The sequence below is a fragment of the Acetobacter okinawensis genome (assembly GCF_002153655.1).
In the GTDB taxonomy this organism is placed as follows: Bacteria; Pseudomonadota; Alphaproteobacteria; order Acetobacterales; family Acetobacteraceae; genus Acetobacter; species Acetobacter okinawensis_A.
In genome coordinates this window covers 121071-144547 of the sequence record NZ_JOPJ01000009.1, presented here as the reverse complement: position 1 = coordinate 144547, position 23477 = coordinate 121071, and the positions used below count along the sequence as shown (strand labels likewise).

Here is a 23477-nt window from a genome sequence, read left to right as displayed (position 1 = left end):
ACTTCCATGATCCGCTACCTGTTTACCCGGTTTTTACATGCGCTTTTTGTCCTGTGGGGTGCTTTTACGCTCTCCTTTGTCCTGCTTCAGGTCATGCCCGGAGATGCGGTGCTGGTAAAATTTCAGGACCCTGAACTGGGCCTTAGCCCACAGCAGATCGCAGATATGCGCGCAACCTATGGGGCGGACGAATCTGCGATAACACAATATGCGCACGTGCTTGGCCGCACCCTGCATGGCAATCTGGGTTATTCTATTGAAACAGGCCTGCCTGTAGGGCAGATGCTCCATGCTGCGTACCCCACCACACTCCGGCTGGCCATTGTCAGCTTTACGGGAGCTCTTGCCTTTGCCGCCATATGCTGCGCTCTGGCCATCCTGCTTTCCGGCAACCCGGTTGGGCGGTATCTGGCCGCAGCAATTGGCGCTATTCCCGGCATTACCAGCGGCATACCCGTTTTCTGGCTTGAAATTGTTGCCATACAACTGGTTTCCTTCCACTGGAAGCTGATACCCGTTGTCGGGCTATCCGGGTGGAGTGCTGTCCTGCTACCCGGCCTTGCACTGGCCATTCCCATTTCTGCCCCGCTGGCTCAGGTTTTTATGGCCGCGGCACATCGGGTGGAAGCCTTGCCCTTTATTGATGTGCTGCGCGCACGCGGTGTTTCCCCCCTCAGGATTCTTTACGCCCATATCCTCCCCAACGCCCTGCCCCCGACACTGACAGTCAGCGGGCTCGTGTTTGGTGAAATTCTGGCCGGGGCTGTTGTGACCGAAACCGTGTTCGGGCTGGATGGACTGGGGCAACTGGCACAGCAGGCCGTCGCCAGTCAGGATGTTGCCGTCCTGCAAGCCATTATTCTGATTTCCGTAAGCGGTTTTGTATCCATCGGCTTTGCAAGTGAAATTATACAACCTCTGCTTGACCCCCGCATAGGCCGCAGCGCCCGGCAAAGGAAATACTAGATGCCGCACCACATTACGCCCACACGGCTGGCTGTGGCGCTACCAATTATTGTGCTGGCACTGGCGGCTTTCTGGCCTGCGCTGTTCAGCTCCCAAAACCCTCTGACTGGCCAGCCATCGGAATATCTGACTGCCCCGTCAGCCCACCACTGGTTTGGCACTGACCAGTTCGGCCGGGATGTGTTTGCGCGTGTTATTTACGGCAGTTTTTCCACTCTCTCCTCCGCTGTGCTCGCTGTCAGCGTGAGCCTGCTACTGGCCATTCCAGCCGGGTTGCTGGCGGGTTTGGGCAGCCCGCGTGTAGAGCGGGCCATACGCGCCTGTGCTGATATTGTGCTGTCCATACCAGAAATTTTTCTCTCCCTCAGTATCATCACCCTTATAGGCCCGGGGGCCATTCATGTTGCACTCGCGGTTGGTATCAGCCAGACCGCCGGTTTTGTACGCATGATTCATACTGAAGTTGCACGCGTACAGGCGACAGAATACATGGAGGCCGCCATAGGGATCGGGGGGACGTTCAGCCAGGTTGTCTTGCGGCATGTATTGCCAAACAGCCTTACCCCCGCACTGGCTTTGGCATCTCTCCGGCTGGGAACAGCCATTCTGGCAATCTCGACCATCTGCTTTCTGGGTTATGGTCCTCCACCACCCACGCCCGAATGGGGGCTGATGATTACAGAAGGACGAGATTACCTTTCCACCGCTTGGTGGATCACCACGTTTCCCGGCCTTGCCATTATTTTTTCAGCATGGACTGCAAGCCTTGTCTCCCATGCCATCAGGAGTAAACCATGACCCAGACATGCCTGAGCATCCGTGATCTGGACATCAGTTACACCCGCCATGGCAGCACCCATCAGGCTCTCAACCATGTCTCACTCGACCTGCATGCGGGAGAAATGCTGGCCCTTGTGGGGGAATCCGGCTCTGGCAAATCCACTCTGGGGCGGGCTGTGCTGGGTATTCTACCACCCAATGCCAGCGTGCAGCACGGTAGCATCCATATTGGCGCGCACAACGTAACCCATTTGTCCGAACGGGCATGGCGGCAGATTCGTGGCAAAAAAATCGCCCTGATTCCCCAAGACCCCGCTCACTCACTGGACCCGGTGCGCACAATCGGTGCGCAATTGGCGGAAGCACTGCGCCCACACCAGTCGAGTTTCCTCAAGCGCTCTAACACACGGGCAGAAGCCATCGCCCTGCTGGACCAAATGGGTATCTCCCGCCCGGCACAGCGGCTTGGGCAGTACCCGCATGAGTTATCTGGCGGTATGCGCCAGCGCGTGCTCATTGCAGCCGCCATTGCCCAGCGTCCCGCCCTGATTGTTGCTGATGAACCAACCAGTGCTCTGGATGTTTCCGTGCAGGTGCAGATCATGGCACTGCTGGCAACACTCCGGCGGGAATTGGGTACAGCCATTTTATTTATTACCCATGATCTGGCACTCGCCAGTGAGCAGACTGACCGTGTGAGTGTTCTCAACCACGGCGTTATTTGCGAAACAGCACCGACCAGACAGATTTTTTCTGCCCCCAAAACAGCATACACCCAGCGCCTGATTGCCAATCTTCCTGTTTTTCACCAAACGCCAGCCAGTGTGCCAGACCTCAGAACCCCCACGCCTCCTGACGTCATTAAAGTGACCAATCTGGGCTACAGCTACGCCCAGACCACACGTTCTGGCTACCGACATGCCATGCAGAATATTACCTTCACTGTTCCCAAGGGAAGAACGCTGGGTATTGTGGGCGAATCTGGTTCTGGCAAAACCACACTTCTGCGCTGCCTGCTCGGCCTGATTACCCCACAGGCTGGTACAATAGAGCTACTCGGCCAGGACCCCAGCAGGCTTAAAGGGCAAGCATTACGCACTCTGCGCTGCAAAGTGCAGTTTGTTTACCAAAATCCGCATGTGTCTTTTGACCCACGTTACAGCGCGCTCAAAGCACTGGAGGAACCTCTTATCAATAGCGAGCAACATAACCCCGCACAGCGCCGCAAACTCATAGATGACGTGCTCCAGAAAGTGCGCCTCAGCCCTACACTGTTGGCGCGTAAGGTATCTGCCCTGTCTGGCGGGCAGGCGCAGCGACTGGCTCTGGCACGGGCCCTGCTCTGCCAGCCAGAGATACTGATTCTGGACGAAGTTGTTTCCGCCCTTGACGTTTCCATCCAGTCCGAAATTCTGACACTTCTGGAAAATCTTCAGAAAGATCTTGGATTAACCTATATTTTTGTCTCACACGATCTTTCTGTCATCAAACGCCTTTCGCATGAGGTTCTGATTCTTAAAAACGGGGAACAGATCGAGTATGGAAAAACAGAGCAAATATTTTCAAAACCGATGACTGATTATACAAAACATCTGATTGCCTCCATACCCGGTTTAACCTCATCCCCCCAAGCGGCAGAACACTCATGATCAAAACAACCGCCTACAGAGCACTAATCACTTTAAGCCCGGCCAGAACGGCATTGGGGATCACCGATGTTTCTCCCGGTCGCATCATATATTCAAATTCTGGGGTCACCACGAGGCCGGGCATGATGGGAATACCATAATAGGCCTCCAGAATAGCCGAATGTGTTTGTGGGGCGTTCACGTACTCACCCATGGACATTCCTGCCATCTGCCGCAACTGCTGGCCATAGGTCGTGCGGGGGCTTAACTGGTAATAGGAATACATGACACCAAACCGATCAAACGGTCGCCCTGGAATAACCCCCAGCAGAGAAGCACCTGCATAAAACTCGTTGGAAAATGTTGAGTTGCTGGGAGTGTTATGGACAAAACCAGCCAGCACATAACCACCCGCCATCTGATGCTGGCCATGACTGCGATAAACCATCTGATCCGCCTCTATATAAAACGTGTCTCTGGCTTTTTCCTTATGCTTGTGCACAGCTCCTGCAAAAGCAGGGGGGATGGCCCCGATCATGTCAGCATAGGGCGATGTATCATGCCCATATCCAATTTTGTAATGCCCCGGTAAATTCCGAGCGCCAAAAAAGGGTTCCCACGTTAGTTCTACCGGCGTTTGAATACCGGTCGAGGGTTCGCTCCCCCATGCCCAGCCGGTATTGTCAGCCGCCTTGGGGCCAATACGATACACCCCTGTCCTTAATATCAGGTCACGCGTAGGCCGTATGCGAAATGTGCCCCCCCATGAGGTTTTGGGATAAACACTCCAGCCCGCAGGCTCACGGATGGCCATAGGTGCCGAACACATGGTCATAAACGTACAGAGCAGCACTGAGGTCGAATACGTGTGCGTCAGTGCAATACGCCCGAGATTGATGTTGATCCGGTTGTTCAGAAATGACTTTTCTACATAAAGATCAGCCAGACGGGCTGCCGCAGGCCCGTGAATACTCCAGACTTCGGTCAACAGAACATTGCGCTCCCCCACATGGTCCCATCCAACCTGACGCCCCTCCCGGTTCATGACAATACCATGCAAAAACCAGCCGTTAAGCGGCTCCCATTTTGTCAGCCGACCTAAATCAAACAGCATGGCAATACGGACTTCATGTGTATAATCCATGCCTTTTGACAGACCACCACTCATGTTACCCATGGCCTCTCCCTTATAGGTCAACTCAAAGCTGAATCCATGATTAGCCAGACGTTCACGCAGCGGTTTGAGTGCGGGCACCAGATTGCCAAATGCCTGCTCGGCCACATAATAACCGGCACTGACATCCCCCCGCCGCAATGCGTCCTCATTATGGTTAAGCAGGTAGGAAATACTTTCCGTATTAAAGAGCGATTCAAGCCGCTCCTCCGCAATCGGGCGCTTATGTTTTGGCAGCAGCGTAACAGAAGAAGGTTGGTTTTTCAGGGCGGGCTTGACCGTAGTGGCCTGTTTTGTCTCTTGCGCAAGAGCTTGGGAGGAGGCCCCCACAGCCAGAACACCCCCCAAAGCAACAACATAAAACAGACCCAGCAGGGACATTACACGCAAAAAACCGGATTTATGGGCATGACAAGGGAATTTGGACATGATTTTATCCAAAGCGCTTCCTGTCCACCTCAGATGATACTGGGGTGGATTGATAGGATTTCTGGTGGAATAAAAAGACGCGTTTACGGCGTACGCACCACATATAGTGGAACATAACCCTTACGCTGCCCTTTAGGGGTCGGTGGCATGCGGTATTGTGTTATATCAGACATGTTTTTCTTTTTCTTATGACTGTTTTTTTCTGAATAAAACGAATTTAAAAGATTATCAATTCACGATCTTGTCTGCATTTTGTCATAACAAAAATATTCTACCCGATTTTATATTATCTTATATTGCAGGAATAACTAAATGTTCCTTTGCCAAAAACTCCTAAAAACAGAACATTGATCCGCACAATATGAATAATTTTATTGTAATTATGTTATTGTATTTTGTAATTTTCTTTCATTATATGATGTTTGCACATTATTTTATAACAACCCTACTACCTCAATAAATGAGACCTCAAATATCCGTGCGGCATCCCCATAATTTTATTTTTTGCGACTGTTATTATTTTCGTAATTAATATAGTTTATAAAAAATATATACTTGGAAAAGGCAACCAGTGTTATGAACAAGAAAAAAATTTTGCAGCTTTGCACATTCTTGGTTTTAACCAATACTTTTTTAACAACATTCAGTAACAGTGCTACAGCGCGCGAAAAAGCTCCAACCCAGACCACTCTTATTCAAAAAACAATAGAACAAGCCTATACAAAATTCAAACCCGTTCAGGATGGTCAAAACGCAAGTTATATTCCCTATCTGGCCAAAGCAGATAGTGCTCTTTACGGCATTGCTATCGTCACTGTTGATGGGCAGGTCTTTAAAGTTGGCAATGCAGACCATAATTTTCCAGTAGAATCTGTTTCCAAAATCTTTACGCTGGCAGATGTTCTCCAAAAAAAGGGGGCCGATACCATTCTGCGCAAGGTTGGCGTCAACGCTACTGGCCTGCCTTTCAACTCTGTTTTAGCAATTGAACTTAATAATGACAAACTGGGGGGCAGCCCCCCCGCAGGTAACCCACTGGTCAATGCCGGCGCCATTGCAACCGCCAGTCTGGTTGAAGGTAAGACGGTAGAAGCAAAATGGAAAAGCGTGCTTGATACAGCATCAGCCTTTGCTGGCCATCCGCTGCACCTGAATGAAGACGTCTATCAGTCCGAAATGGCGAGTAATCAGCACAATCAGGCCATTGCTATACTCTTGCACAGTTATGACGCCCTTTACGCAGACCCAATGGAAACAGTTGACCTGTACACCCGTGAATGTTCTTACGATGTCAACGCCCTTGACCTTGCCACCATGGGGGCAACACTAGCTAATGGCGGGACAAACCCACGCACACACCTTCCTGTTGTTAACGCTACGACAAGCGCACATGTGTTGGCTGTCATGGCGACAGCCGGCCTTTACAACACAACAGGTGAATGGCTGTTCAAAGTTGGGCTGCCCGGTAAGAGCGGTGTTGGCGGGGGGATTGTTGCAGTTGTTCCCGGCAAATTGGCAATTGGTGTTTACTCATCCCGACTTGATACAGCGGGAAACAGTGTGCGCGGCCAGTTAGCCGTGCAATTTATTGCTGAAGCTTTGGGAGCCAATATTTTTTCCTCCAAAGCACAATAAGCAATTCAGTAAGTAACAGTATAAAATGCTGCAACATTGCCATTAATACACAAGGGCAGGCGGGTACAAATCCCGCCTGCCCTTATAAACTCATTTAGCTTGAACATTTGCAGCAGCACAATCACACCCTTTGTAGCGTGATGGCCATATACAACGCCCCTTATCTGGCAAAATCTTTTACAACCCTAACGATACCGAGCGCAAATATAGTGCGCACGTAACACCATTTGAACTCGTCCTGGCATCATTACCAAGAAGGTAAACAGAGCATTGCAGATTTCTGCGGCGCTAGAATCACCTCACCCTACTTCGCCACGCAGCCAAGCAAGTCCTGTTGGCAGTCATTCTCTAAAATTTTCTATTCTGCTTTAGATCGAAGTTCTTGCACACAGAACGTGCGCTTGACACGAAACACTGCAAAATTAGACGATAAATGCACACGATATTCTGGTTGCAGGCAGGTACGGGCATTGTCCCACTCTTGCGCAGTATGTTCGCGTCCTTCTATGCCGCGTCCACGCAATAGCGAATATCCAAAAATATCATCATCATGAATTCCCTGACGGGGCATTAACCGACCCAAGACAGGCATAGCAATAACAGCATTATGCACAATGGGAGATTGTACTTCATCACCATAAAGGAACAAGTCATCACCAGGTTCAAACCCGGCATCATCCAGAACCCCTGCAACGCGTTCTATATGATATGTCTGAAAGCGGGCATTTTCTTTAAGGGCATTCCCATAACTAAAAGAAATGACAAAAAAGTACACTATTGGCAACAACCCGACCCACCGGAATTTCTGAGCGAAAGGCTGTAAGAAAAAAATATTCGCAAAAATAACACATGTCGAAAAAGATACGAATGTGCGTGGAACACTATAGGGGTTTTTCAGTAAAAACATAATTCCAGATAAAAGAAATAAAATTGCGAAAGGTATCATGAAAACAAACAGACCTGAGACAATATCTTCTTTTGTTTTTTTCTTTAAAATCTGAAAACCACAGAAAAATGTAACCAATGTAGATACCGCATAAAGAGCAAGAAAAATGGGTTTTGCTCCACTGGATAAAAGAGCATTCAATAAACCTAGAACTTCTTCCGCATTATTTTTAAACTGCATGAAAGACACATCATGCAAACCAACAGCCACAGCATGGCTGCTTTCAAAGTCACCATGCACAAAATAGCGCACAATAGCTGCTTTATAAAAAACTCCAGAGACAACCAGTGATACGACTTTAATGCCCAAAGACCGCCACGCTCTGGCACAATTATCATGCTGGCAGTCTGCAAGAAAAACGATAAGAGAGAGACCTAAAAATGTATTCAGGCTCGGTTGATAAAAGGCCATAATGCTGAAAACAAGAGCAATACATACCCCCATTTTCCGGCGCAATGACCAGCCTAATGGCAAGGCACAAGCAAAAACTGCACAAGCCTGAGCCATCAGCATGGGTAAAGCGTCAAACTTGTAAGACAGGTTTTCAAGAAAAAATGGCTGGGCAGCCAGAGGCACACCACATATGCTTAAAGCCACCCAGTCTGGCGCAGATTGACGCGTTACTCTCTGTGTAAACAAAACTGCTGCACAGGCAAGAACTGCCAAACCCAAAATTTGCCCTAGCGGTGCGCAATCAATAATATTATTCAGACGCAGATCAAGAGCATTCATAATGAATGTTGAAAATATACGTCCACTTCGGCTCCAAGTGTACCCATATAGCGCACGGGCATTATCATCCATATAATATACATTGGACAAAAATATTGGGAGAGAAAACAAAATATAAGACATAAAAACAAAAAGAAAACTTTTGTTTTTAAAAATATCATTTAAAGCGCGCATATACTTACAACTCTAACTAACATCAGGACATATAAAAACGCATCAGAATACGACTTTATATCTTTCCCACAACAATAATTTTGGCATTGCCATGGAAGTCCCTTATATTCCCACCCCGGCTCTGTCGGCTCATACCTTGTGCCAGAAGCACTATTTTAATAATTCATACAATTCATAATACCTCCCGCTGTTATTATTAGGATTTTTCTTACTGTAGGACACATAATCCAATTTGTAGTTTTTGAGGATAAACGAGCAAAGGCTTTTATCCACGGCACCATTTACACATCCCCGATATGGCAACAGCACAAACTTTGGTTTATCCATTAAGTCTTTCATATATATATCATTATAATTTTCTTTATAATAAATTTCCATTTGCCCTTGAAAAGCAAATTTTTCGAATGGCTCCAAATTCGCCAGATAATATAAAGAATGGTCCGAGTTTATATTCAAAATCTTGTCATGCCCAACCAGATGGGCCACAAAGTCCGGGTTCTCTCTTGCTGTATGTTTCATGCTATTTACATTGGAAATAACAACCAAGACCATGGAAACTTCGACATACAGAACAAAGGGAATAAGTGCATAATGATATTTTAATTTACCATCATGATACAGAATAACGAGCATCATTATAGCAGGCACATACAGCAATGAAAAATAATGTGTATAACCATGCCCCGACAAAGCCGTTGCCAGAACGGCAAACATAAACCAGAAAGAAAGAACTTTATATTTTATATCCGAAAAAAAGTATCTTCCTGCTACCCATGATAAGAGAATAGGTAGCAGAAATAACAAATCGCAAAACAAATATGCAATACCAGCAATTCTGTCTCTAAAATTTGATGCATAGTTATGGAGAAAATGATGCTGCATGGAAAAATATTCAACAATATTCCCATGATCCATGACAAAAAATGGCAGAAATATCATGAGCAGTGATGACATGATTCCAAACAGAAACCAAGAAATCCTGCGCAAACTCAAATTTGTACAAACAAAAAAAGAACCGGAAATAAGTGCCAATATAAAACCGGATAGATAATTTACATTTGATGAAAATGATAACACACAACCAGATAGGAACAGATTCATATTTTCATATAATTTTAAGCTTTTTGAGATCAAATAAACAAATAAAGATATTAAAAATGCCTGTATGACCTCTGTATTTCCATCAAAATAATCACAGAATGCTGAAAAAATACAAAGGGAAAGAAATATCTTCCATTTCCTGATTTTATACGTTTCCCCCAGAAAATAAGATGTCAATCCCGCACAGGCAAGTGTCAGGAGCATAAAACGCCCATTAACCAGCGGCTCTACTTTGCTCCAGAGATAATAAATTACATAAACAAGATAGGGTTTATGATCAAACAGATAGTTATACGGCAAAAGATGATGTTCAAATATCCCCCGGCCAATAACCGGATAGAAACTGACATCCCAATCATTAAATGGAGCCAAAAAAAAGCTGGATGAATAAACCGCAAATGTTGATAAAAACAAAAATATACACATCCTGAGGATGTTTTTTTGCAATTTTGTTTTTTCTTTAAATTTTTTAATCAGATTATCCATGACCAACCACCCACTTCATATGGGCGTTTTATACCGAACAACAGCCCGGAAAGATATATCATAAGGCATTTTTTTATCGGACTCTAATCCCGAAAAAGGTTTATTTTAAATATTCAAAAATTTTTTGTTTAAAATATAATCTTATGACCGAAGGAAATCTATATATTAAAAAATATCAACAATGAGATTTTACGTAATATCTGGAAACTTTATTATGCACAAACAGGAAAAAACCTGCAGCATTAAATACTCAGATCAGTACAGAGATAAGTTGTGATAAAAAATTATAATAGATATTTCTTCCAAGCCAATCATCCCGTCCCCACCCGCATACCCCACTTACAACACTGTCAGCGTCAACAGTCATTCATGCACAAGCAAAATCCCCCTACCGCACCCAAGACAATACCCCCATAAAAATGGGGACTGTCCCGCGTCTAGTGGATACAAAAGGGCGCACACATCCTATATATAAACCTTAACAACAATCTTCGATCGCGGTTTTTAAGGGGTTGGCTCTCATAAATGCACACGTTCCCTCCACAGCACAGAGACGATATTCCATCTCTTACGATAGTTGTCCCCTGCTATAATGAGGAGGAGGTTTTTGCTTTCTGTGTGGCTGAACTCAAGTCTCTCCTGAAAAGGGCCATTGAAGAAAAAAAAATTACCGCGCAAAGCCACATCCTGTTTGTGGACGATGGAAGCCGTGACAAGACATGGAGCCTGATTAAACAGGCTGCGCAAACAGATAACCTCGTGCATGGCATCAGACTTTCCCGCAACCGGGGACACCAGATTGCCTTAATGGCTGGTTTGTCCTGCGCGGAAACAAACATCAGCGTCAGTATTGACGCTGACTTGCAGGATGACACGGCCTGTATTCCCAAAATGATTGAAAAATACATGGAGGGAAACGAAATAGTTTATGGCGTACGCTCTGACCGTTCCAGTGACAGTTTTTTTAAAAGATGGAGCGCCAATAGCTTTTATAAGCTGATGGAAGTGATGGGCATTCAGCAGGTTGCCAATCATGCGGATTTCAGATTACTCAGCCGCCGCGCCCTGCACAGCCTGTTGCAATTTGAAGAACAGAACATATACCTGCGCGGTATGATCCCTTTGTTGGGATACAGAAGTACGCAGGTTTTTTATGCCCGTAAAGAACGCTGCGCCGGGGAATCAAAATATCCTTTTTACAAGATGCTCTCGCTCGCCATTGAGGGCATTACCTCTCTTACAATAAAACCACTACGACTTATATCGCTCCTTGGCGCATTTACCTGCCTTATTTCAATTCTCATTAGTATTTTTGTTGTTGTACAAAAATTTTACGGTCACGTTCTTCTTGGATGGGCATCCGTAGAAATTTCAATATTTTTCCTTGGCGGTGTCCAACTGCTTTGCCTCGGTGTTATTGGCGAATATATTGGGAAAATTTACATGGAAACCAAACATCGGCCTAAATTTTTTATTCAGGACAAAATCTGACCTAACCTGCGACATTAATGGGGCAGAAGCATCATCTGCCCGACAATGCACCACTCACAATACAGGACTTCACCTCAGATATGCCTTGACTGACCACTTTATGCACTTTGCGCCAGAACCTGGCGCTTGGTATTGGCATCTCCTACTCTTTTAACCAACCAACCGATAAATTTGCGGGATGCTTCAATAATGTCTTCTCCACCATGGCATTGTTCATGCCATTGTGCTGCCTCCGAACCTTCCAGACCCTGCGCAGCAAGCCAGCGCGTTATCAGGCATGTATGGAAAGAATGCCTGCTGGCACTTTGCCCACCTCTGGTAGATAACCAATGATAAGCCAGTACGCCAAGGTCACTGACCAACTCCGTGCCATACACGCAGGCATGTGCTTTTAGGCGATAGGCATTATACCATTGCGGAAACTGCTCTGGTGGCATGGGAGGCGAAATACCATAACCCTGACCATAACGACACCCCAGATGATACATGGCTTCAATAACATCATCATCTTCCAGCCCTTCCACAATAACCAGTTCATGGAAATCCACCCCCATATCCAGCACGGATTTAACCATACTGAATGTCTGGAGAGGGGCTGTGCGAATGTTGCGCAAAAGACCTTGATCCACCTTGATAATATCAAAAGGCAAAGAAGATAGGCGCAACAGGTTACTGTACCCAGACCCCAGATCATCAATAGCGATTTTAATTCCTGTCGCTTTGAACTGTTGAATCGCTTCGTCCTGTATGGCGGGGTCGATCATCTGGGTTTCCAGCAATTCAACCGTTAACTGCTCCGGCTGAATATTGTAGCGCTGCAATGCCCCTGCCACCCAGGCTGGTCCATCCTCATTCAACAGGTAAGTCGGGGGCATATTGATGGCAAGGTTAATAACCTGCCCATCCTTTTGCCAGCGCTCCAGCAGAGCCAGACAATCTTCCAGCCCCATGTGGAACAGCCTGTCCAGTTCGTTCTGCCCCAGTAGGGACAGAAAACTCCCCGGCTCTATAATGCTGCCATTTGTATCCTGAATACGCACAAGAGCTTCCACCTCCAGCAGAGCACCTGTGCGCAAATTCACAATCGGCTGCACGTACATACGCAAGCCATCACTGAACAGCCTGTCGCGTATATAACAGGACTGTTCTTCCGCAACGGCAGAACCACGCTGGAAGCAGCACCGCAGCCACATCTGTTCCCAACGGTGTTGCAAACTCCGCGCAAACTGCTGCATCCGCTGTGTTTCAAACTGATTTGGATACGCGCCAAACAAAGCAAGCACGACAGCAACCTGCTCTTCTTCCACGGAAATCGGAATACTGATGGAGGAGCAGATACCCAATGTCTCCATCATTGCGCGCCAGAGCTGGGCATTTGGGTCCGTCGCGTAAGAGGCACAACTCTGCTGTTGTCGTGTCCGCCATGCCAGACCTGTAACCGTGTTGCCAAAAACCGACTGTGCGTTCACAACAGGTTGCGAGATCTTCTCCCTTAAGGTCTGCGTCAGATGCGCACCGGCTGTGCCACCACTATGCTCGACCACCAGTTCGCCCGCCGGATTCATACGGAAAAGCAGAACAGCACGAATGCCGGGCAAATTGCCCAATGCGTCCACTCCCTGTTCGCTAACATCCGGCCAGACACAACCCGCTACCGGCAAGCGGGTCGATAAAAGAGAGAAGTAGTGCTCCTCAATCTTCTGGCCTGCCTCAAGCTGTGCGCCTTTATCATCTTGCAAGCGCATTTCCGTTGTCAGCAGAATATGGTAGCGGTCATAGGCGCGCAGCAGGGCCTTATCCAAACTGTCAATCAGCAAACGCCTGTAAATACTATAGGCTTCTCCCAACAGGGCGGGCGAAATACCACATAATGTATGAATGGCACCAAGGCGGCGGGCCTGTTGCAAAATCTCCTGCCGCTGCGTCTGGGCTCCTAGCAGAAAATCCAGATGAGCAGCCTGCTGGCTTTTCAGCCGTTCAAGCTGTTCTGGCGCCAGAACCGATAATGCTGCGCGCGCATCAGGAAGTTTTGCAAGACTGTCATAAAAACATTCAATAAAATTCTGCCGTATGCGAGTCAGAAAAGCCTTGGCCCGGGTTAGCAATTCCGCCGCTTCGGCACCGTAGGGGTTAAATGCAACCTGCTCCACACTCTCCTCAACTGGCAGTTGCCGGGTGTTGCTGGCCATGCACCACCAGGTTTTGCGTGTGGCTTTGTTCTGCTTGGACAGATACATGGCCGCATCCGCCCGCCGTAAAAGCGTGTCCGGGTCCTCCCCATCCACCGGATAAAGCGCCAACCCCAGCGTCATACCCACCATGGCAATGGCATCGCTGGAGATGGGGAAAGGCGTTTCCACTGCCTTGTGCAGGGTGTCCAGAATTTTTGTTGCTTGTGTTACCTTCAAAAGTGGGTCGAGATTTTCGAGAATAATAACAAACTCATCCCCCCCGAGCCGGGCGACATAATCCGTATGGCGCACATGCTCCTGCAGGCGCCGCCCCAGTGTTTGCAAAAGACGGTCGCCAGCCTCGTGCCCATACCCGTCATTGACCAGCTTGAAATCGTCCAGGTCCAGCATGCCCACAGCCACTGACGAACCCTGACGGACCGCCCGGGCTATGGCCTGCGGCATATACTCCTCAAGCGCCAAGCGGTTGGGCAGCCCGGTCAGCGGGTCATGCCGCGCACGCCTTGCTTCCTCATTCTGAAGTTTTTCTAGCCGTTTCTGCCCATCCAGCTTATCCAGCGCATGCCCGAGCAGTTCGGATACTTTCTGGCACAGAGCAATACACTGCTCATCGAACATATCTGTCTGGGCAGAAACAAAAGAAATAACGGCCCAGCGCTCCCCTCCGCGCCAGATGGGCACAGCCAGCACGGCACGCCATTGGTTGTGGCTCAAAAAATCATACCACGGGGCGTTTTTCTGGTCGTTCAGCTCATCATTACTATAAACAAGGGTCTGCCGGTCCCACGCTTCCACCGCAACAGGGAACTGGAGAGAGCTGTTATCAAAACTGAACTTCAGGTTAGCAAGGCCCTGCGTTCCCGCTCCCATACAGGAGAGAACATGCAACGTGTCGGATTCATCTTTGCGCCCGATCCACACGGCCTGAAAAAGCGCATCATACACCAGATCGGTGCATGTTTTGTCACACATTTCACGTTCTGTGGAAGCCTGAAGAACCGCATCTGCCGTATTGAGAAGGGCGCGATAGAGCCTTTGCACCAGGTCCGGGCTTGCTGCATTCTCCATAAAACCGACAAACCCTTCCCTAAAACCCAAAAACTATGCTGCGCTCTGGCCCCATACTGACCCGCAGCATTGTTGGGTTTTTACTCCCAAAGTAAGAAGATTTTATAGAACAATGGCGAAAAGAGATAAATAAAATACATTTGGTTTTTGTATGTATGGGAGACCAAAAACACCCTCTGTTGGTAGCAAAGTCCGGCACCCCGCCAACCCACAGACTGAGTTGCCATTACGCTTCAGGGCTCCGGGGACTTTAAGGACGATGTCAGGCCTCAGACTTTTTGTCTTTGGGCATTTCCAGAACCCTGATGCAGCTGGTCAGGATTTTCCCGTTCAGGAAGCTGTCACGCACCATGCGTCGAGACAGGTCCGTGGACTTGTGCTGGCCACCCGTGCGGCGCACGTTGTCATCAAGCACCACATTGCCGGTTTTGGGGTCAAAATACCCAAAGTCACACAGATGCGGATTTCTGATATCGGCCATAATATCAAACAGATGGCACTTATATTCCCCAATCCAGATTTCCGTCCCTTTGCGGTTGGAAATATCGGGGTAGTTGAATGTCAGCCCACGAGCGTGGAAAAAGTCAAAAATACCCCCCATAAGGCACTGGGTTGCCTTGACCTCACGCGGGTTGAATTCAAAGCCATAGTAAAAATGCTTCTGATAACGGATTTCGTCTGTGGGCAGGTACTTCTCGTTGAACAGACCCATGAATTTTTGAAAACCACTGGGGTTGGCCTTTACCTTGACCGGGTCCTCATGGAAAAGCGCAGTTCCACGGTAATTAAAGAACACGGGAACAATAATATGTTTTGGGTTTTCCCACATGGGAAATCTCCTAAAGACCTGACCAAACAATAAATAATCTGAGTTTGTTACGATTCTACCAGCTTTGACAAGTCAGCCACAGCCGTAACCCTCGACCAAAATCACCAGCACCCAGTATCGGCGCGGGAGGACCAATCATGCAAATCACCTTCCATAATCTGCCTTACACTGCCCCCTTACGCCATGCAGGATAGTACCATGCGCATTCAATTACATTCTTATGCACTTTTAGCATAGTGTGTTCATGCCTTGGCCAAAACGCACGCTGCCCCGCCACTTCCGGTAGGGAAAAGAGCGGGGCAGGCAGGAAAATCTTCTATTGGCAGCTAATGTTCAAACACGCGTCCCAAGCTCCGGGCAAGCCAAGGAAGGCTGTCACATTTACGTATGTTCTGGGGCAGTCACATGACCAGCACCCGTGGACACCGCAGGTGCGGGTGTAGGAGTAGGTGGTGATGGCCGCATGGCCCCGACCTGCGCCCCTGTTACGTGATGATCACCACTACCAAAACGCTGGGTCAGATAATTGACCAGTCTGGCAATCTCATCATCACTCAGGCGCTGCACATCGGAATGACCGCCAAAGGATGGCATGCTGGCATGGCCGGACGGTGTGGAGCGGTTTACCCCCTCCAGAATAGTCATGACCAGATTATCTGTCCGCCCTGAGCCCACAACAGAATTGGTGTAAAGCGTTGGCACATACTGGTCCGCCGTGCCGGCACCATCTGCACCGTGGCAGGCCGCACAGTTGGCGTCATACAACGCAGGCCCGTCCAGTGGGTTCAGGTCATCCACCCTGTGCACAATGCCCGAGCGCAGGTCCGCACTCAAGGTTGCCTTGCCAAAACTGTCCCGCGCCTGATGGTCGATTTCATCATCATGAGCAGGAACCTGTTTGATAAAGGCTGCCAGAGCGTGCAGGTCCTCGTCACTCAGATGACTTGTGCTGTGCTCGACTGCCTCGCCCATAGGCCCAGCCGCCTGACTGCGCCCTTTGGCATGACCTGTCTTGAGGTAAGCGACCAGATCATCCTCGCTCCAGTCCCCTATACCACCGGTGCTGCTCGGGGTAATATTGGGCGCGAACCAGCCATTTAACTGACTGCCTGCCAGATACTGGTCCTGCTGCTCCACCAGCATGAAGTTGCGTGGCGTATGGCATGTCCCGCAATGCTCCAGCGCCGTTGCCAGATAATGGCCACGACGGAGCTTGTCGTAGGTTGCGGAATCCCCCGTTTCGGGCTTTTCGCTCTCTGCCAGCATGTTCCATGCCATCATGGACATACGAATGTTACCCGGAAAACCCATCTGTGTTTCCGGCGCTTTCTCGGCCACCGGCTGCACACCATGCATGAACCATGTGTACAGCGCCTTGACGTCCTGATCCGTCAGCCCGGCGTAAGAAACATATGGCATAACGGGGTAAAGATAGGCTCCATCCTTGCGCAAACCACGGCGTAGAGCTTTTTCAAAGTCTTCCAGCGTGTAAGCACCAATCCCATTCTGCGGGTCAGGCGTAATATTGGTGGAAAACACAGCCCCTTTTGGGGTGGCAATTTCCAGCCCTCCGGCAAAGGGTTTACCGCCGGGGCGCGTGTGACACGCGACACAGTCGCCCGCCGTAGCCAGATACGCGCCACGCGCCATAAGAGCCTGCTCGTCGTTATCCTCGGCATGGGACGGGGCCGCATAAAGCCCACCCAGCACCGCACTCCCGAGCAGAACGGTGCGGAAAATATGTTTGATATCAGCCATGAAGCAGTTCTTTTTTCAACGTATCGGCCACACGCAGCGCAATGGCAGCGACAGTCAGGGTGATATTCCCCGTTCCAACAGTCGAAAAGACAGATGAACTGGCAATAAACAGGTTTTCGTGGTCATGCGTACGGCAATGCCCGTCCACCACGGAATCCTTGGGATCCGCCCCCATAATGGTGCTGCCCGAAGGATGGTCCTGCGGAAAATAGCCCGGTGTCCATTCCTCGTCCGTGCCATGCATGAGGTGGATGAGCTGCCTGAACACACTGCGCGTATGGTCACAGCTCCGCACGGTGTACTGTGGCAGTTTATAATAAACCTGCGGATGCGGAATACCCAGCGCATCTTTTTCCGTCCGGCTCAGGGTCAAACGGTTTTCAGGGTCTGGCAGGGCTTCGTTATGGCTGAACAGGCGCACCGTGTGAGAGGCCAGATAACGGATCTGCTCCTCCAGTTCCCGCCCAACATACCCTTTGGCAATGGCTAGCTGGGTGGCAAAATCGACCTGGTTGTCATCCACCATATGCACAAGGTAGGCACCGCGCTCGTCCCGCCATGTACCATCGCGGAAATTGTCGATCACGTTGGTCTCCAGCGGTCCACGGCCGGGCCAGAGCGCTTTGTCGCCACTGATGAACGTAACCTGCACCCCGGTATGGTCCATCATGTTCCGCCCGACATGGCCCGAACTGTTGGCAACCCCATTGGGGCTCTGCTCATCTGCCGACAGGAGCAGGAGCTTGGCGGTCTCTATGCAATGGGCCGCGATAACAAAGTATTTGCCGCTTACCCTGTGCGACCCCTTGTCCGGGTCGTAGTAATGTACGGCGGTTACCTTTTTGTTCGCCGCATCCCGCTCGATACGATAGACAACCGCGTTGGGGATGAACTTCGCCCCCGCTGCCTCGGCATGATAAACCGAATAGCTGCCATTATACATGGCCCCGATCGGGCAGATGGGCATGCAGTTGTTATGCCCCTCGCACGTGGGGCGCCCGTCATAAGGCCGGGTGTTGCGTGCCTGTGGTTCATGCACAACGCGCCATGGCGTTTTTTCGGTAATCAGCTTGCGGAACTGTTCCCCGGCATAAGACAGGGGCAGCGCCTCCATGGGGTAGGGCTGCTTACGGGGGGAGCCAAGGTCCTCCACACTCGGGTCGGGACCACAGACCCCCATCATGACCTCGGCCTGATAGTAAAAAGGCTCCAGATCATCATAGCTCAGGGCCCAGTCCCGCCCCTGCCCGTACCGGGTTTTCAGCTCAAAGTCGGATGGCAGGTAGCGCCATGCACACCCTGCCCAGTGCCACGTTGTGCCGCCCACAACCCGCAGGTACGCCTGCTGGTAGGCCTCCGCATCCGGTCCGGTGGTGTGCAGATATTTGTTGGGAGAGCGCTGGTTAGGCGGGTGCGGAGCCCACGGCGTGCTTGGGAAAGGCCCTTGGTAGGAAGGTTTGTTCTCAAGGTTGCGGAAGTTCTCTACAAAATGCTGCCGGTCCACGCGCGGCCCGGCCTCGAGAACAATAACGGAGAGTCCGGCACGCACCAGTTCATTGGCAATGGAACTCCCGGCAACGCCGGAGCCGACGATGACAACATCGGCAGAAAGAGTCTGGTCAGAAGGCATAGGTTTGATCTGCTTCAGTTCTTCAGGTGGGTTCCACAACAAACGGCGAGGGCGACAGGGCTGGCAGGCCAGTCGGGCGCGCGACCTCGGGCGGTTTGGAGGTCCAGTAGAATGGACCACCCGCAGCATAGGTCTTGGGGTAGATGGCATCTTTGGTGATGTCGAACATCAGGGCGGAGCGATACACCACCACCTTGCCACCCGCCACGCCACGGTACCAGCCGACCATAATGTCATGAATTGCATCTTTTAAGGATTTATCGGCCTTTTCCGCCGCTTTGGCCAGTTCGGCAGCGGTGATCAGCCTCTTTGTGGCCTTCAGCTCATACAGGCTTGCAACCTGTGCCGCGCGCTCGGGCGTAGCCTGCACCATACCCGCATAGAGCGCCGCCCCCACCGCCGGGTCCAGTTCGGTACGATCCGTCAGACAATGCGAGACATCCATAAACCGGGCAACGCCGGGGTCCTGTACGGGCGCGGGCACGGTATCCGCCAGCACAGGGGTCGCACCCATGCCCCCCCACGCCGCCAGAGCACCAATGCCGGACAGCAGGACATCGCGGCGCATCAACCGCGTAGACTGGTTCAGCCTGATCGCATTGGGTGAGGCGCGCCATGAATCCGCACCCAAAGACCGTCTTTCCTGCGTCACAAACACTCACTCCAAAACCATCAGAACCCGGACCGGGAGCGTGAGACATCCTTGCGATCTCCGCCTAACAGACGCCCTGCCTTGGGCTTCATAAACCAAAGCGCCCCCTCCGAGAGGTGACAAAGAGGAATAACTCCCCTGAAAAAGCGCGATCAGGCTTAAAAAAGAGCAGTTTTTACCCGCTAGTAGCTTCGCAAGCAGCAAAGACACAGAACAGTAACAACATTCATGTGTTGAAATTTTTGCCCATACAGGCAAAACTGGAGTGTTATATCAAAACTGCCAAAACAGCAGAGCGCATGGGACCTGCCTTCGCTCCCATGCGCACACGCAGTATTCTTTAACAATATTGTCCGGCAGGGCGCGGCCCGCTGGACCGGCACATGCCCCCGTTAAAAGCGGAAAGTGACACGCCCATGCGCACCGCTGCTGGTAAACAGCCCGCCATACTGCCCTATATAGGACAGTCCGATGTCAATCCTGTCGGTCAGCTTTACACTCACACCCGCGTCCACCACCGCTGTGTCCCGGCTAAGGGCAATGCCCGCAACATCCATGCCATAGGTTTGTGAACCTGCGGCAAAACGCTCATGCGTTGTTGCGGTGGTCAGCCCGAAGGCATGCCGGTAGCCCAGCGTGGCATGCGGTGTCAGCAAAGCGCCATAGGCATGGAACGTGGAGGAGGCCCGCACCCCAAAGGTTGCAAATGTTACCCCGGTTTGTGTGGCCTGCCCAACAAGTGCCGCCGCACCACCATGTTCGGTAAAATGGCCCGTCCGCTGGCTGACATACGCCACGTTACCAAACGGCTCCAGCACGGTACCACGCATATGCAGGCGGTACCCCAACTCCCCAAACCCCTGTGCTGTGCCGCCATTGTAGTGGCTCGACAACGTGTTACCAAACCCGGGAAACGCCACTGTACGGCTCAGGGACAGCATATTCCACGTATAACTGGCCCCCAGACGCAGGTTCCACCGGCCCCAGTGCGTGCCACCATAACCGCCAAGTGTCACATTATTGCTCTGCCCGGAAGAACTATGCGTATCCCCCTCCATCATGGATCGGCCGTAACTGAGCACCCCACCCATGCGCCACCGGCCATCTGCCCCCAAGGGTGTATCCACCCCCATAACAAACCCGGCGGTGGAATGGTGCAGGCCCGCTGCATTGCCATCCCCCCCATTAGAACCAAAGCCGCCATAGGCCTCCCCCCACAGAACCGCACGCTCAGGCGCGCACACCCCCGCGTCCACCACATGGCCGTGGCGCAGCTGCACAGCCCGCTGACCAGTCCCCGCAAAGCCTCCATCACACAAGGCCCCTGCCAATCTGTCCATCACAGCCTGACGCACATAAAAGGAATCCTGAATAAGAACCGTGCGGGCCGAAGCGTGAAGTTCGCCCGACAGGGCATCCAGCGCACCGCGGATTTCGCCCGCCCCGCTCAGCTGTACCACCGCCTGCGCAACGGGATTGGCAACACCAACACTTTGCAGACCATCCCCCGCGGCCTGCTGGTTGCGCGTCCGGGCAAAGGTGGAAAAGGGAACACCGTTGCGCAGCAACTGCAAATTAACGGAATCTGCCGTGTAAAGAAGAGTGGGGCTTAAAAAAGGATACTCACCATTCTGGTCGTATTTGACCGCATCATACTGCCCCGTCACCCCATTGGCTGCGGTGAGCACTTTATATTGTTCCCCATACTGCAAACGCTGGGAGCCCAGAATCTGTACGGTACCACCCAATAGGTTGGCATTCCCCGTGACATGGACCAGTTCCTGTGTGCTGGACACACTGTTGGCCAGCAGCATGGAGCCTGCCTCCATCTTCAGATTCCCTGTAACGCTCAGCATTCCCGCCGCTGTAGTGCTGCCGGGCAACAGACTGGCACCGGAGTAAACAGTTGTTTGCCCCACACTGCCCTGCCCCGCCAGCACAGCACCACTGCGCACACTGACCGGACCCGCCACGCTGCCGTCCACCTCGAGCAGACCGGCCTGCACATCTGTCCCTCCGGTATAGGTGTTCTGCCCCGTCAGAAGGGTTGCACCACCGAAGAGCGTCAGCCCACCACTGCCGGTAATAGCGCCGCTATACGTATTACCAAAACTACCGCTGTTATCTAGAAGGTTAAGGGTTTTATTCCCAAGGACAATGCTACCACCACCATTCAGTGAGGCCAGTGCAACAGAAGGCCCAGCAACATCTGCAATATCCAGAACGCCAGTATCATGCATGCTCAAGGTTTGGCTGATTGCGCCTGCACCTGAAAGTTTGAGAGTACCTGCCTGAATATCGGTCGCACCTGTGTAGGTATTGCTCCCAGAGAGGGTAAGGGTGCCCTCCCCCGCCTTGGTCAGCCCTCCATCCCCGGACAGTACACCCGATAGAACTGCTGCTTTTCCGTTGGTATCCACCGTGGATTGCACGCCACCATCAAGCTGTATGGACATGGCTGTGCTCAGCCCGGAATTGATCACTCTGATGATACCACCAGACACAACAAACTCCGAATGTCCGCCACTGCCTTCCTGATCAATCAGGGCGCTGAGCGTTTGACCATTGGCCGTGGTATCCCCCAATTCCAAAATCCCGCCAGACTGAATGGCAAGTCTGCCGGTTCCATCGGTTCCATCGCTACCAAAGTAAATCTGCCCATTTACGATCAACTGGCCGCCATTGCTGACAAGTGTTGAACCGTTACCACCATTTTGCGAGGAGCCGCCATTTACGTAGTAATCATGGGCAACATACAAAAGGGAGTTTTGACCATCGACCGTTATGGCACCCACCCCATGGCCATATAGACCCGTGGCAACAGTGCCCACAAGAACACGCCCCCCGTCGGAAATAGTCATGGTCCCATGTGTTATGTGTTCTGTATGATACACAGAACTGTTGCCATTAGTGTTATCGCCAGTTCCCACCACAAGCAGACTGTTTGCGGTCGTCGCCATTTGCGACCCCGTACCGGACACAGTCATCTGCCCGTCTCCACCACTCCACCCAATCTGTATGACGGAAGAGTACAGACGCAGCTGCCCGCCATCTCCAATAACAAGATTACTGACGCCGGATTGTGTGTAGCCGATAAAAACCTGCCCCTGAGAGATAAGCGTATTACCCGCTCCCACGATTTTAAGTGTTGCCCCACCATCCACACAAAGGGGGGAGACCTGCCCACTTGAGCACTTGCCCGCCGAAGACAGAAAACTTTGCTGACCATTGACCGTGTAAAGCGCATTGCCACCAACAAGATTCAAACTGTCATCCGCTCTGGCTGTCCGCAGATTGGCACCAGCAAATGCCAGCATAATGCCCAACATGCGCCCCAACACGCCTGGGGAGCATACTCCTGCGGGAAAAATCAGTACCATATTTGTCCTGTTTTTTCCCGCAAAAAACCGTGCACGATCAAAGGTCATGCGCACATTCCTTTATATGCTTAGGTAAATCAGACCATGAATTTATGTTAATCCTAAGCACATACCAAAATACAAAGACCGTTAAAAAAACGGTTATTATGGGTTTTTAAATGTTATTTTTGATTTTATTCCGGTAGATAACGGTATATGAATATCTTTGTTGTCTATTTATTGACATTTTTTGTTTTTAATTTTTAAACTATTATCTGCCACACCTTATACAAACCCATGCAGGCCCCTCCTCCAGTACCTGCAACAACCCACCAGTATCCGGAAATGCAGCCATGCAACAGAAACCCTTTCCACCACAAACACTCTGACTGCATCAGCAATACGGAAACACCGGAAAGGACGCTCCCCTGCTACATCATCTGGATA

General features: G+C 50.6%; 14 protein-coding genes. 5 read left to right on the top strand and 9 right to left on the bottom strand.

Going from position 1 to position 23477, the window contains the following annotated elements:
* Nucleotides 1-6 precede the first annotated feature (6 nt).
* Genes HK26_RS06350 through HK26_RS06340 form a run of 3 tightly spaced genes read left to right on the top strand, consistent with a single transcriptional unit; the run spans nt 7 to nt 3395 of the window.
* Nucleotides 7-966, top strand: coding sequence for an ABC transporter permease (locus HK26_RS06350; protein WP_086638996.1), 960 nt, complete (start codon nt 7-9; stop codon nt 964-966).
* Complete coding sequence (locus tag HK26_RS06345; protein WP_086638995.1) at nt 967-1764, top strand: ABC transporter permease; 798 nt, start codon at nt 967-969, stop codon at nt 1762-1764.
* Nucleotides 1761-3395, top strand: coding sequence for a dipeptide ABC transporter ATP-binding protein (locus HK26_RS06340; RefSeq protein WP_086638994.1), 1635 nt, complete (start codon nt 1761-1763; stop codon nt 3393-3395). The genes HK26_RS06345 and HK26_RS06340 overlap by 4 nt, the downstream gene beginning before the upstream one ends.
* Before the next feature lie 13 nt (nt 3396-3408).
* Here HK26_RS06340 and HK26_RS06335 read toward each other — a convergent pair whose 3' ends face one another.
* Nucleotides 3409-4977 (bottom strand): carbohydrate porin, encoded by a 1569-nt coding sequence (locus tag HK26_RS06335; RefSeq protein WP_143296295.1) that lies wholly within the window; start codon nt 4975-4977, stop codon nt 3409-3411.
* A 576-nt stretch (nt 4978-5553) separates the two neighbouring features.
* On the opposite strand from HK26_RS06335, the gene glsA reads away from it, so the two are divergent.
* Nucleotides 5554-6612, top strand: a complete 1059-nt coding sequence (glsA, locus tag HK26_RS06330; protein WP_086638993.1) for a glutaminase A — start codon at nt 5554-5556, stop codon at nt 6610-6612.
* A gap of 358 nt (nt 6613-6970) precedes the next feature.
* Here the strand turns inward: glsA and HK26_RS06325 are convergent, their stop codons facing one another.
* Both HK26_RS06325 and HK26_RS06320 read right to left on the bottom strand, forming a co-directional pair.
* Nucleotides 6971-8464 carry a glucosyltransferase domain-containing protein gene (locus HK26_RS06325; RefSeq protein WP_086638992.1) on the bottom strand — a complete coding sequence of 498 codons (1494 nt, stop codon included), beginning with the start codon at nt 8462-8464 and terminating at the stop codon, nt 6971-6973.
* 150 nt (nt 8465-8614) lie between these two features.
* Nucleotides 8615-10051, bottom strand: a complete 1437-nt coding sequence (locus HK26_RS06320; RefSeq protein WP_086638991.1) for a hypothetical protein — start codon at nt 10049-10051, stop codon at nt 8615-8617.
* Between the two features lie 525 nt (nt 10052-10576).
* On the opposite strand from HK26_RS06320, the gene HK26_RS06315 reads away from it, so the two are divergent.
* Nucleotides 10577-11542 (top strand): glycosyltransferase family 2 protein, encoded by a 966-nt coding sequence (locus HK26_RS06315; RefSeq protein ID WP_086638990.1) that lies wholly within the window; start codon nt 10577-10579, stop codon nt 11540-11542.
* A gap of 98 nt (nt 11543-11640) precedes the next feature.
* Here the strand turns inward: HK26_RS06315 and HK26_RS06310 are convergent, their stop codons facing one another.
* From HK26_RS06310 to HK26_RS06285, 6 genes are all read right to left on the bottom strand, one after another.
* Nucleotides 11641-14802 (bottom strand): bifunctional diguanylate cyclase/phosphodiesterase, encoded by a 3162-nt coding sequence (locus HK26_RS06310; protein ID WP_086638989.1) that lies wholly within the window; start codon nt 14800-14802, stop codon nt 11641-11643.
* Nucleotides 14803-15064: 262 nt separating this feature from the next.
* Nucleotides 15065-15631, bottom strand: a complete 567-nt coding sequence (locus HK26_RS06305; protein WP_086638988.1) for a hypothetical protein — start codon at nt 15629-15631, stop codon at nt 15065-15067.
* Between the two features lie 381 nt (nt 15632-16012).
* Nucleotides 16013-17389, bottom strand: a complete 1377-nt coding sequence (locus HK26_RS06300; RefSeq protein WP_086638987.1) for a cytochrome c — start codon at nt 17387-17389, stop codon at nt 16013-16015.
* Nucleotides 17382-19019, bottom strand: a complete 1638-nt coding sequence (locus HK26_RS06295; RefSeq protein WP_086638986.1) for a GMC family oxidoreductase — start codon at nt 19017-19019, stop codon at nt 17382-17384. Before HK26_RS06295 ends, HK26_RS06300 begins: the two co-directional genes overlap by 8 nt.
* Before the next feature lie 22 nt (nt 19020-19041).
* Entirely contained in the window at nt 19042-19671 is a 630-nt protein-coding gene (locus tag HK26_RS06290; protein ID WP_257640886.1) for a sorbitol dehydrogenase family protein, read from the bottom strand.
* A gap of 392 nt (nt 19672-20063) precedes the next feature.
* Entirely contained in the window at nt 20064-23000 is a 2937-nt protein-coding gene (locus HK26_RS06285; protein ID WP_180539368.1) for an autotransporter outer membrane beta-barrel domain-containing protein, read from the bottom strand.
* Between the last annotated feature and the right edge of the window lie 477 nt (nt 23001-23477).

Excerpts from the sequence above, each read along its gene's own strand:
- HK26_RS06295 (WP_086638986.1), bottom strand. The coding sequence starts at position 19,019 with ATGCCTTCTGACCAGACTCTTTCTGCCGATGTTGTCATCGTCGGCTCC.
- HK26_RS06350 (WP_086638996.1), top strand. The coding sequence starts at position 7 with ATGATCCGCTACCTGTTTACCCGGTTTTTACATGCGCTTTTTGTCCTG.
- HK26_RS06320 (WP_086638991.1), bottom strand. The coding sequence starts at position 10,051 with ATGGATAATCTGATTAAAAAATTTAAAGAAAAAACAAAATTGCAAAAA.
- HK26_RS06345 (WP_086638995.1), top strand. The coding sequence starts at position 967 with ATGCCGCACCACATTACGCCCACACGGCTGGCTGTGGCGCTACCAATT.
- HK26_RS06305 (WP_086638988.1), bottom strand. The coding sequence starts at position 15,631 with ATGTGGGAAAACCCAAAACATATTATTGTTCCCGTGTTCTTTAATTAC.
- HK26_RS06300 (WP_086638987.1), bottom strand. The coding sequence starts at position 17,389 with ATGGCTGATATCAAACATATTTTCCGCACCGTTCTGCTCGGGAGTGCG.
- HK26_RS06335 (WP_143296295.1), bottom strand. The coding sequence starts at position 4,977 with ATGTCCAAATTCCCTTGTCATGCCCATAAATCCGGTTTTTTGCGTGTA.
- HK26_RS06315 (WP_086638990.1), top strand. The coding sequence starts at position 10,577 with ATGCACACGTTCCCTCCACAGCACAGAGACGATATTCCATCTCTTACG.
- HK26_RS06285 (WP_180539368.1), bottom strand. The coding sequence starts at position 23,000 with ATGTTGGGCATTATGCTGGCATTTGCTGGTGCCAATCTGCGGACAGCC.
- HK26_RS06325 (WP_086638992.1), bottom strand. The coding sequence starts at position 8,464 with ATGCGCGCTTTAAATGATATTTTTAAAAACAAAAGTTTTCTTTTTGTT.
- glsA (WP_086638993.1), top strand. The coding sequence starts at position 5,554 with ATGAACAAGAAAAAAATTTTGCAGCTTTGCACATTCTTGGTTTTAACC.
- HK26_RS06310 (WP_086638989.1), bottom strand. The coding sequence starts at position 14,802 with ATGGAGAATGCAGCAAGCCCGGACCTGGTGCAAAGGCTCTATCGCGCC.
- HK26_RS06340 (WP_086638994.1), top strand. The coding sequence starts at position 1,761 with ATGACCCAGACATGCCTGAGCATCCGTGATCTGGACATCAGTTACACC.